This is a genomic window from Lysinibacillus sp. S1 (assembly GCF_044986265.1).
In the GTDB taxonomy this organism is placed as follows: domain Bacteria; phylum Bacillota; class Bacilli; order Bacillales_A; family Planococcaceae; genus Lysinibacillus; species Lysinibacillus capsici.
This window is the reverse complement of sequence record NZ_CP173154.1, coordinates 2,000,163-2,011,572: the sequence shown is the minus strand read 5'-3', so window position 1 is coordinate 2,011,572 and position 11,410 is coordinate 2,000,163. Positions and strand designations below refer to the sequence as shown.

The 11,410-nt window shown below is 38.5% G+C and carries 9 protein-coding genes; 8 read left to right on the top strand and 1 reads right to left on the bottom strand.

The genetic code is table 11. From position 1 onward, the window contains the following. Window positions 1-17 precede the first annotated feature (17 nt). Both ACHZEU_RS10270 and prfB read left to right on the top strand, forming a co-directional pair. Entirely contained in the window at window positions 18-560 is a 543-nt protein-coding gene (locus ACHZEU_RS10270) for a competence protein ComK (protein WP_048392056.1), read from the top strand. A 122-nt stretch (window positions 561-682) separates the two neighbouring features. Beyond that, window positions 683-1,787, top strand: a protein-coding gene (gene prfB / locus ACHZEU_RS10265; RefSeq protein WP_237497242.1) for a peptide chain release factor 2 whose coding sequence is annotated in 2 segments (ribosomal slippage) — window positions 683-757 and window positions 759-1,787 — 1,104 coding nt in all. Because the reading frame shifts where the segments join, the coding sequence is not laid out codon by codon here. Window positions 1,788-1,830: 43 nt separating this feature from the next. On the opposite strand, the gene ACHZEU_RS10260 is transcribed toward prfB, so the two are convergent. Next, complete coding sequence (locus tag ACHZEU_RS10260) at window positions 1,831-2,340, bottom strand: competence protein ComK (RefSeq protein WP_048392055.1); 510 nt, start codon at window positions 2,338-2,340, stop codon at window positions 1,831-1,833. 227 nt (window positions 2,341-2,567) lie between these two features. Between ACHZEU_RS10260 and ACHZEU_RS10255 the strand changes: the two genes are divergently transcribed. The 6 genes from ACHZEU_RS10255 (at window position 2,568) to ftsX (ending at window position 11,373) form a co-directional block, all read left to right on the top strand. Next, entirely contained in the window at window positions 2,568-2,816 is a 249-nt protein-coding gene (locus ACHZEU_RS10255; protein ID WP_054549770.1) for an IDEAL domain-containing protein, read from the top strand. A 430-nt stretch (window positions 2,817-3,246) separates the two neighbouring features. Next, the gene (gene uvrB / locus ACHZEU_RS10250) at window positions 3,247-5,226 is read left to right on the top strand and encodes an excinuclease ABC subunit UvrB (protein ID WP_115674275.1); all 1,980 of its coding nucleotides are present in this window, start codon (window positions 3,247-3,249) and stop codon (window positions 5,224-5,226) included. A gap of 7 nt (window positions 5,227-5,233) precedes the next feature. Continuing rightward, window positions 5,234-8,101, top strand: coding sequence for an excinuclease ABC subunit UvrA (gene uvrA / locus ACHZEU_RS10245; protein WP_279493977.1), 2,868 nt, complete (start codon window positions 5,234-5,236; stop codon window positions 8,099-8,101). 283 nt (window positions 8,102-8,384) lie between these two features. Next, window positions 8,385-9,572: a DUF4097 family beta strand repeat-containing protein gene (locus ACHZEU_RS10240; RefSeq protein ID WP_066036284.1), complete on the top strand. Its 1,188-nt coding sequence runs from the start codon at window positions 8,385-8,387 to the stop codon at window positions 9,570-9,572. Between the two features lie 240 nt (window positions 9,573-9,812). Continuing rightward, window positions 9,813-10,499, top strand: a complete 687-nt coding sequence (ftsE, locus tag ACHZEU_RS10235; RefSeq protein ID WP_016991524.1) for a cell division ATP-binding protein FtsE — start codon at window positions 9,813-9,815, stop codon at window positions 10,497-10,499. Continuing rightward, window positions 10,489-11,373 (top strand): permease-like cell division protein FtsX, encoded by an 885-nt coding sequence (gene ftsX / locus ACHZEU_RS10230; protein WP_004227513.1) that lies wholly within the window; start codon window positions 10,489-10,491, stop codon window positions 11,371-11,373. The genes ftsE and ftsX overlap by 11 nt, the downstream gene beginning before the upstream one ends. The last annotated feature ends 37 nt before the right edge of the window (window positions 11,374-11,410 follow it).

The following is an 11,410-nucleotide window of genomic DNA, read 5'->3' as shown; positions in this document are numbered from 1 at the left end:
ATAAAGGGGGACTATAGATGCATAAAAAAGATATTATGAATAGTGAAACAATGATGTATATGCCTGTGTATGATTCCTTTGGAAATTTATGTACGCAGGTGTATGAGAAAAATAATGAGTATATATCTACGTTACCACCAACGAAATTATTGGACTTTAATCTGCGTTATTTTGGTTCTAGTTTAAGAGGAGCGTTCGATGGTTCGAAAATGATCCTAGGCAAGCTTAATAAAAATCCTATCGTCGTGCACGAACGTTGTAATATTTTATGGTTTCCTAGTAGGTCTCCTTTACACCCTGACTGTATCTGGTTCGCTGTTCATCATATAGATGACTATGTCGCTGTGGATAAAAAGAGGACAAAGGTTACTTTTATGAATGGCAAGGAATTTATTGTGGATGTCAGTGTCAATGCGTTAGAGTCTCGGATTCAAAGAGCATTTTTATTAAAATATAGACTAGAGAAACGAACAAAATATTTACTTGTTCAGTATGACCGTGTGAAAGTATTTCAACGTCTTGCCAAGAATATGTTTGAGGACGAGACGCAGGATAGTTGACTTAATTCCACAAAACATCTGCTAGATAGTATGTTTTCGTTTCTAAAAACGTTATAATAAAAAGATACGGAGCTTTATGATTAAAGTGTTAGCTCCATGACTAACGTTCGGAGGATTTAACGATGATTGAATTAGCAGATGTACGCAATGTGTTAGACACTACAGCCAAAAAATTGGCGGACTTTAGGGGGTCTCTTTGACTTAGAGAACAAAGAGGCACGTATTCAGGAGCTAGATGAAATGATGCTAGAGCCAGGCTTTTGGGATGATCAGCAAGGTGCTCAGGTGATTATCAATGAAGGAAATGGCTTAAAAGCTATTGTCAATGAATATAAAGATTTAGTGGAAACACATGAAAATTTAGATATGACACTGGAACTTTTGCGTGAAGAACCAGACGAAGAATTACAAGAAGAACTAGGCAAAGAACTAGCAGAATTCCAACAAAAGATGGCTGATTTTGAGCTTCAATTACTGCTAAGTGGCCCATACGATCAAAACAATGCCATTTTAGAGCTGCATCCTGGTGCTGGTGGTACGGAGTCACAGGACTGGGGTTCAATGCTATTACGTATGTATACACGATGGGCTGAGAAGCGTGGATTTAAAGTGGAAACAGTGGACTATCTACCAGGAGATGAAGCTGGGATTAAATCTGTAACATTGTCGATTAAAGGTCATAATGCTTTCGGTTATTTACAAGCGGAAAAGGGTGTGCATCGTCTAGTACGTATTTCTCCATTTGATTCGTCTGGCCGCCGTCATACGTCCTTCGTTTCCTGTGATGTTATGCCAGAGTTTGACGACAATATAGAAATCGATATTCGTACAGAGGATTTAAAAATTGATACGTATCGTGCAACAGGTGCAGGTGGTCAGCATATTAATACGACAGATTCTGCAGTCCGTATTACGCATATTCCTACTGGTACTATCGTACAATGTCAAGCTGAGCGCTCCCAGATTAAAAACCGTGAAAAAGCGATGACGATGTTAAAAGGGAAGCTATATCAATTAGAACTTGATAAACAGCAGGCACAATTAGATGAAATACGCGGTGAGCAAAAAGAAATAGGCTGGGGCTCCCAAATTCGTTCGTATGTCTTCCACCCATACTCGATGGTGAAAGATCATCGTACAAATGAAGAAACAGGTAATGTGGGTGCTGTGATGGATGGCGACTTAGATCCATTTATTAATGCCTATTTACGTTCAAAAATAAATTAATACCCAGATTCCCCAAGAGTGAGATGCTCTTGGGGAATTTTTGTTAAAAGGGTGGATGATAGGGTGCATCTTGGCTCAGCTGTTTTCGTTCATTCATGTAATATTTATACAGCATAGAAGCGTTAAGAAATTGTTTACTAATGGAAGCATAACGAATAGGTAGTTCGATTTGTTTATCATTTTTTAACGTTACAATACACCCCAATTCACTAGGAGTAATATTAATAATTGCATGAAGCCCTATCCATATATTGTGAATGGAGCTGGGTGAATAAGTTGGCAGAAAAATACAGGGATAACCATAATCAAAGGCCACGACGATTGGTAGCTTATGTTGATTGCCGAAAAAACGTTTAGCCGATTGTTTTGCGGCTTCATAAGTTGATCCTAATGAGAGACAGGATTTTCGAAGGACATGCATCGGTTTGCGTGTAACAATCAGCTCATTATGCTTATCAATCACATGCGTGAAGACTTTGGAGTCATGCTGAATAGGTTGCAGCAAATAAGTATTGAATGAAATTAAGTAGCCGTTTACAAAGTTAGTTGTCATATAGGGAGTGCCTCCTCTTTTCTAGTGATAACGGTAGTGTAAAACAGAATATGACTTTCTTAAATTAAATGAAATAGTTGAAAATCGTTCAGAAAAGCACGAAATGCCTAGAGAATTTGCTCTAAATATAAAATGATTAATAGCTAATCCAAGATATTTTCGAATCGTAAGCATTGCTTTTTAAATTCAATTTTCATATAATTTAGAAAAGGATCGAGGTGGGATCGTTGGATAAATATTATTCGTATACAGATTTTCTGAAAGCCGTTGGTCAGTCGAAAAAAGTTGATGAGGCAGAGAAATTATTAAACGAGATTTATTTAGATTTATTTTTAAATCGTATCCAGCGTATGCATCGGCAAGAGCAGCTCATGGTTCTGATAGATAGAGCACTCGATGAAAAAGATGAAAACGCATTTTATCAATACGCATCCGAACTAACTTCCTTACACCAAACAGAAGATGAATCATATTGACGAACCCGCTCTCCATATCTATTGGAGAGTGGGATTTTTTTGCCTTTGAAAATAGTTGCAGAGGATGTGAAGATTGTATGTTTTGGTTAGAAGAAGTGATCTTGCTTATAGAATGGGGAAAGTCATTTAAAAAGTTTGAGACGCTGTTTATAAAAAAAGTGAGAGACGCTCTAAAAGTACAGACCCCGGCTCCTGAGAGAGTGTGAGCTGCACATAAAGCAAAACAGGAAATCCCATCCATCGATGAAGCTTGAAAACCTAATAAAACGGCTATTATAAGAGTAACAAGTTAAATTGACTGTATTGTTATGTAATAAAAATTTTAGAGATGAAAAAAAAAATTACAAACATTCGTTCGTTAAATGTTCGAAATTTTAATATTGCTATGCTAAAATATATGTACAAATTGGAAGAAAGGACGGGGACATGAGTGCAAACATTTGATTTACAAGCGCCATATCAGCCTAACGGGGATCAGCCACAGGCCATTGCGGAATTAGTGGAGGGTGTGAAAGCAGGCAAACGTCATCAAACATTGCTTGGTGCTACTGGAACAGGTAAGACGTTTACCATTTCGAATGTCATCCAGCAAGTCAAAAAACCAACACTAATTATGGCACACAATAAAACACTAGCTGGCCAGTTGTATAGTGAATTTAAAGAGTTCTTCCCAAATAACGCCGTTGAATATTTTGTCAGCTACTATGATTACTACCAACCAGAAGCTTATGTACCGCAGACAGATACCTATATAGAAAAAGACTCTAGCATTAACGATGAAATTGATAAGCTGCGTCACTCTGCTACTTCTGCATTGTTTGAGCGTGAGGATGTCATTATTATTGCATCTGTGTCCTGTATCTATGGTTTAGGTTCTCCCGAAGAATATCGAGAAATGGTTGTTTCCATTCGTACGGGTATGGAAATTGAACGTAATCAGCTACTGCGCAAGCTTGTAGACGTTCAGTATGAGCGAAATGATGTTAGTTTTACTCGCGGAACATTTCGGGTACGTGGAGATGTAGTGGAAATCTTCCCAGCCTCTCGTGATGAGCATTGTATTCGTGTGGAATTTTTTGGGGATGAAATCGATCGCATTCGTGAGGTAGATGCACTAACGGGAGAGATTTTATCGGATCGAGAGCATGTTGCTATTTTCCCTGCATCTCACTTCGTTACACGAGAAGAGAAAATGCGTAAAGCGATTGAAAACATTGAAAAAGAATTAGAGGAACGACTTGCATTATTACGTGCAGAAGATAAATTACTAGAGGCACAGCGTTTAGAACAGCGTACACGCTATGATTTAGAGATGATGCGTGAAATGGGCTTTTGCTCTGGGATTGAAAACTATTCACGTCATTTAACATTGCGTGAAGCAGGTGCTACTCCATATACTTTGTTAGATTATTTCCCCGAAGACTTTTTACTTGTGGTTGATGAAAGTCACGTAACACTTCCACAGGTTCGAGGAATGTACAATGGTGACCAAGCACGTAAAGGAGTGCTCGTAGAACATGGCTTCCGATTGCCATCTGCTCTAGATAACCGTCCATTACGTTTTGAAGAGTATGAAAACCGCGTACATCAAGCGATTTATGTATCAGCCACACCAGGTCCTTATGAACTGGAGCATACACCAGAAATGGTAGAGCAAATTATCCGTCCAACTGGATTATTAGATCCATTAATTGATGTACGTCCTATTGAAGGTCAAATTGATAATTTAATTGATGAAATACAAGATCGAATTGCGCGTGATGAGCGAGTTTTAGTGACAACGCTAACGAAGAAAATGTCTGAGGATTTAACGGCTTACCTGAAGGAAATGGGCTTAAAAGTAGAATACTTACATTCAGAAATTAAGACACTAGAACGTATTGAAATTATCCGTGAGCTACGCAAAGGAACGTATGATGTGCTAATAGGTATTAATCTATTGCGTGAAGGTCTTGATATCCCTGAGGTGTCCCTTGTGGCAATTTTAGATGCTGATAAAGAAGGATTTTTACGTTCAGAGCGTTCATTGATTCAAACCATTGGTCGTGCTGCTCGTAACGCGAATGGTCATGTCATTATGTATGCGGATCATATAACAGACTCGATGAAAAAGGCGATTGATGAAACGCAACGTCGTCGTGCGTTACAAATGGCTTATAACGAGGAGCATGGCATAACACCTCAAACGATCATTAAGAAAATCCCAGATGTGATTCGTGCAACACAAGTAGCAGAAGAAGAGGAATCGTATGTAACAAAGGCAACAAAAGGCAAAAAGCTGACAAAGGCGGAAAGAGAACAGCTCTTGGCTTCTCTAGAAGTAGAAATGAAGGAAGCAGCAAAAGCGCTTGACTTTGAACGTGCGGCTGAGTTACGAGATACAATATTTGAATTGAAGGTAGAAGGGTGAATGACTTGTGAAAAATACTGAAATCGTCGTGCAAGGTGCACGTGCTCATAATTTAAAAAATATTAATGTCACAATTCCACGTGACCAATTAGTCGTTTTAACAGGATTATCGGGCTCTGGAAAGTCTTCTCTAGCATTTGACACAATTTATGCGGAGGGCCAGCGTCGTTACGTTGAGTCCCTCTCCGCCTATGCCCGTCAATTTCTTGGACAAATGGATAAGCCAGATGTCGATGCCATAGAAGGTTTATCGCCTGCTATTTCCATTGACCAAAAAACGACAAGTCGTAACCCACGATCTACTGTCGGTACGGTAACGGAAATCTATGATTACCTACGTTTACTTTATGCACGTATTGGTAAACCGATTTGTCCAAATCATGGCATAGAAATCACTTCCCAAACGATTGAGCAAATGGTGGATCGTTTATTAACCTATCCTGAGAGAACTAAGATGCAGCTCCTTGCACCAATGGTTTCTGGACGTAAGGGTACCCATGTTAAACTGCTAGAAGATTTAAAAAAGCAGGGGTTTGTTCGTGTACGAATTGATGGGGAATTGCGTGATTTAGATGATGCTATCGAACTTGATAAAAATAAAAAGCATTCCATTGAAGTAGTAGTGGACCGTGTTGTTATGAAGGAAGGGATTGCTGCTCGTCTGAGTGATTCTTTAGAAACGGCTTTACGCCTGGCAGATGGACGTGTGCTTGTCGATGTGATGGAACATGAAGAGTTATTATTTAGTGAGCATCATGCCTGCCCATTATGTGGTTTTTCTATTGGTGAGTTAGAGCCTCGTATGTTTTCATTTAATAGTCCGTTTGGTGCTTGTCCAAGCTGTGATGGCTTAGGTTCAACACAAGAGGTAGATTTAGATTTAGTGGTGCCTGATTGGGATCGTTCCTTGTTAGAGCATGCCATCGCACCATGGGAACCAACAAGTTCGCAGTACTACCCACAATTACTAAAAGCTGTATGTGATCATTACGATATTCCAATGGACGTGCCTGTGAAGGATTTGCCAAAGGAAAAGATGGATAAAGTTTTATATGGCTCTGGAAAAGACAAGATACACTTTCATTATGAAAATGAGTTTGGCAATGTGCGAGATCAAATGATTGAATTTGAAGGGGTGGTGCGCAATGTTGAGCGTCGTTTTAAAGAGACGACATCCGATTATGTTCGTGAGCAGATGGAAAAATACATGGCACAGCAGGCTTGCCCTTCATGTAAAGGGTATCGTTTAAAGCCTGAGACGCTAGCAGTGAAAGTAGCTGATAAACATATCGGTGAGGTCACACAATATTCAATTCAGGAAGCAGACACTTTCTTTAAAGAGCTTGATCTCACTGAAAAGGATATGCAAATTGCTCGATTAGTTTTACGAGAAATCGAAGAACGATTGGGCTTCCTTGTGAATGTTGGTTTAGACTATTTAACATTGAGTCGTGCAGCAGGTACATTATCTGGTGGAGAGGCACAACGTATTCGCCTTGCTACGCAAATTGGTTCACGATTAACAGGAGTCCTCTATATTTTAGATGAGCCTTCGATTGGTTTGCATCAGCGAGATAATGATCGACTGATTAGCACATTACAAAATATGCGTGACATTGGAAATACGCTGATTGTGGTAGAGCATGATGAAGATACGATGCTTGCTGCAGATTATCTCATCGATGTAGGACCTGGAGCAGGCGTCCATGGCGGTCAAATTGTGGCAGCAGGTACACCACAGGAAGTTATGAATAATGAAAAATCCTTAACTGGACAATATTTAAGTGGTAGAAAGTTTATTCCTTTACCAATTGAAAGACGCCAACCAAATGGTCGAAAGCTCTCCATTAAAGGTGCCAAGGAAAATAATTTACGCAATGTTAAAGTAGATGTTCCATTAGGCTTATTTGTAGCAGTGACAGGTGTGTCTGGTTCAGGGAAATCTACACTGATAAATGAAATTTTATATAAATCTTTGGCACAGAAGCTTAATCGTTCAAAGGTTAAGCCTGGCGAGCATAAAGAAGTGACAGGTATCGATGAGCTTGAAAAAGTAATCGATATTGATCAATCGCCAATTGGTCGTACACCTCGTTCAAACCCAGCAACTTATACAGGTGTTTTTGATGATATTCGCGATGTTTTCGCAGCAACAAATGAAGCAAAGGTACGAGGCTATAAAAAAGGACGCTTTAGCTTCAATGTTAAGGGCGGTCGCTGTGAAGCATGTCGTGGTGACGGCATTATTAAAATTGAAATGCATTTCCTTCCAGATGTTTATGTACCATGTGAAGTATGTCTCGGCAAACGTTATAACCGTGAAACACTTGAAGTGAAGTATAAAGATAAGAGTATTGCAGATATTCTCGATATGACAATTGAAAATGCAGTAGTGTTCTTTGAAAATATTCCAAAGATCCAGCGTAAGCTACAAACGATTGTTGATGTGGGGTTGGGTTATATGAAATTAGGGCAACCAGCCACAACCTTATCGGGTGGTGAGGCGCAGCGTGTAAAACTAGCCTCTGAATTACATCGACGCTCAACAGGGAAATCCTTCTATATTTTAGATGAACCAACGACAGGATTACATGCCGATGATATTGCTCGTTTACTTGTCGTTTTACAGCGTCTTGTTGAAAACGGTGATTCGGTATTAGTTATTGAGCATAACTTGGATGTGATTAAAACAGCTGATTATATCATTGACTTAGGTCCAGAAGGCGGAGACAAAGGTGGTACGATTGTTGCAACTGGTACACCTGAAGAGGTAGTAGAAGTAGCAGGCTCCTATACAGGCAAATACTTAAAACCAATTCTGGAACGTGATCGTATGAGAATGGATGCATTGCTAGCAGAAGCTACTAAGTCTTAAGGGTTTTACATTCGAACGGAAATGATTAATCTGGATTGAAAGGTGATCTTAAATTGGGGAAAGTCGCTCAATCCAGATTGAAAATGATTCGAAATGTGAAGAACCCACTAAAACAGAGGTCAGAAGTGATCCAACTAATCTAAAAAACGAGCAATAAAATCTTCAGAGGTAAAAGCCTGTCGATGTTGAAATGAAAAGACCCAATTTATTCAATTTTGCAGTGAAACTTTTCACATGATGAATCGTATAAATAGTATAACGAACTGAGGGAGGCTATTTATTTATGCAAAATGAACGTCAACGAATTTTAGAACTTGTAGAAAAAGGAACAATTTCGGCACAAGAGGCGATTACATTATTAGAAGCATTAGAGCAACCTGGCAAGTCTACTCAACATGTTATGAATGATGTGTCGAAAGAGACGCAATCCTTTTCAAATGAAAAAGAGCCATTATTTGAAGAAAAATCAAAAGATGGTGACAAGAAAAAAGATGATTTTATGAAATACTTCCAAGATGAAATGCAGGATTTTCGTAAGGATTTAACGCAAATCGGTTCTCTTTTTATGGATATGATGAATACGGCTGTTAAAAAGGTAAAGGAATTTGATGTAGCTTCTCCATTTGGAGATAAAATTGAATTTACCCATACAGAAGAAGTGGCTGCTGCCAATGTGGACAATATTATTGTTGAATTACCGAATGGTAACTTCTCATTGGAATCCAGTGAAGGGGAAACTATTCAGGTGATTTGCAAGGTAAAGGCACCTTTGATGAACGAAAGTGAAGAAGAAACTCGTAATCACTTCTTAGAGCAATTTGTTGTGAAAGAGGAAGCGCAATCACTTCGTATTTTGAGCCAATTAAAGCTTGTTCAAGTCAATGTGAAGGTGCTAGTACCAAAGGATAAACTTGAAAAATTATCTGTTCGTCTAATGAATGGTAGTGTTTCATTACAGGATACAGAATTTGAAGAATTAAAAGTGAAAACGTTAAACGGTGCCATTAAAGGTACGAAATTTAATTTTGGAAAAGCTGAAGTGGATTCTTCTAATGGTTCCATTGAATTAACGAATGTTCGAGGTAAGGATTTAGAGGCTGAAACATTGAATGGGCGTGTTTATTTGGATGGTGCATTGGATGAAGTTGAAGCTAAGTCTGTCAATGGACATGTAGTCGTAACAACATGCTCGACAAATTCTTCTAAAATTAAAGCTCAAACAGTTGCTGGAGCAGTGGAATTATATGTCCCAAGAACAATTTCATTGAGCGGTAAAGTCGTAACGAATTTCGGTAAAGTGGATGTGGGGATCCAGGATGTTTCTAAAATGGAGTCACAAGATCAATTCTTATCCAAAGTAGTCCGTTTCGACAAAGAAGTTGAAAATGCGAATCGCCTATTTATCGAGGGTGAATCGAAAACTGGTGCTGTTTTAGTGCGTTACACAACAACAGATGAACAACAAATTTAACAGTAGGAGCATTCAAGTTAAAGCTTGAATGCTTTTCTTTTCAAACAGGATTCGACCTAGCACATAGAGGCGAATCTTGTTTTATTTTTGTCATATTCTTAAGGATAATGGCAAGGAAAGAATGAAATAGAAGGAACTGCCACGGATTGAAATGAAACTGTAATAAAAAAACAGAAATAGAGTGCTATAATAGTAAAAGAAATACCTCTTACATAGATGAGAGTTTTAGGTGGTTTAATCATGATAGAAATGAAAAATGTGACAAAGAAATACCCAAACGGTGTTGTTGCGACAAATGGTATTTCAGTTAATATAAAGCAAGGCGAATTTGTGTATGTAGTTGGCCCAAGTGGAGCAGGGAAATCCACATTTATTAAATTGATGTACCGTGAAGAAAAAGCAACATCAGGACAAATAATTGTAAATGGTATTGATTTAGCAACTTTAAAGAATAAGAAGGTCCCTTTTTTGCGCCGTCAACTTGGTGTAGTTTTCCAAGATTTCAAATTGCTACCTCGTTTGAATGTCTATGAGAATGTAGCGTTTGCGCTTGAAGTAATAGAGGAAAAGCCAGATGAAATCCGACGTCGGGTTATGGAAGTGCTAGAACTAGTTGGATTGAAGCATAAAGCAAGAATGTTTCCAAATGAACTTTCAGGAGGAGAGCAGCAACGAGTATCGATTGCTCGTTCAATCGTCAATGTCCCAAAAGTGGTGATTGCAGATGAACCTACAGGGAATCTTGACCCTGAAACATCATGGGAAATTATGAATTTATTTGAGGAAATTAATGCACGTGGGACAACGATTGTAATGGCAACCCACAACCGTGAAATTGTAAATACGATTCGACGTCGTGTTATTGCAATTGAAGGCGGCTTAATTGTCCGTGATGAACACGGAGGTGAATACGGCTATGAAATTTAGTACAGTAAAGCGCCACTTCCGGGAAAGTATCAAATCACTTGGTCGAAATAGCTGGATGACCATTGCCTCTGTCAGTGCCGTTACCGTTACGCTCATTCTAGTAGGTGTTTTTGCGCTTATTATGATGAATTTAAATAAAGTAGCAACGGATTTAGAAAATGATGTCGAAATTAAAGTGTTAATTGATGAAACAGCAGATGAAGCTGCTGAAAAAGCACTCATCGAAAAAGTCAAAAAATTGCCTGGTGTCTCCGAGATGACGTATTCCACTAAGGAAGATGAGTTAACCAAGCTAGTAAAAGACTTCGGTGATGATTTTAAACTATTTGAACAAAGTAACCCTTTACGTAACGTTATTTATGTAAAAGCTGCTGATCCACAGCAAACAGCAAAAGTTGCGAAAACCATTGATAAATATGAGTATACATATGATGTAATGTATGGCGAAGGAAAAGTTGAAAAACTATTTAACTTCTTAAATATTAGTCGTAATGTAGGAATCGTACTTATTTTAGGGTTATTATTTACGGCAATTTTCTTAATTTCGAACACAATTCGTATAACGATTATAGCTCGACGTGATGAAATAGAAATTATGAAACTTGTAGGGGCTACAAATTCATTCGTGCGTATCCCATTCTTATTAGAAGGTATGTGGCTTGGAATTTTAGGTTCAATTATTCCGATTGCGGTTGTCACGACCCTTTACCACAATATATATAAAATTATTGCACCACGTTTACAAGGAGAGCTTGTTCAATTACTAGATTTTTCTCCACTTGTGTATCAGGTAAGCGGTCTTCTGTTACTCATTGGTGTACTGATCGGTATTTGGGGAAGTTTCATGTCAGTACGTAAGTTTTTAAAAATTTAGTCACAACGGATATTTGTGAAAAAGAAAAGAATAGTCG

Bases quoted from the DNA above. Each gene is read 5' to 3' on its own strand.
- ACHZEU_RS10240 (WP_066036284.1), top strand. From the start codon at position 8,385: ATGCAAAATGAACGTCAACGAATTTTAGAACTTGTAGAAAAAGGAACA.
- ACHZEU_RS10270 (WP_048392056.1), top strand. From the start codon at position 18: ATGCATAAAAAAGATATTATGAATAGTGAAACAATGATGTATATGCCT.
- ACHZEU_RS10260 (WP_048392055.1), bottom strand. From the start codon at position 2,340: ATGACAACTAACTTTGTAAACGGCTACTTAATTTCATTCAATACTTAT.
- ftsX (WP_004227513.1), top strand. From the start codon at position 10,489: ATGAAATTTAGTACAGTAAAGCGCCACTTCCGGGAAAGTATCAAATCA.
- ftsE (WP_016991524.1), top strand. From the start codon at position 9,813: ATGATAGAAATGAAAAATGTGACAAAGAAATACCCAAACGGTGTTGTT.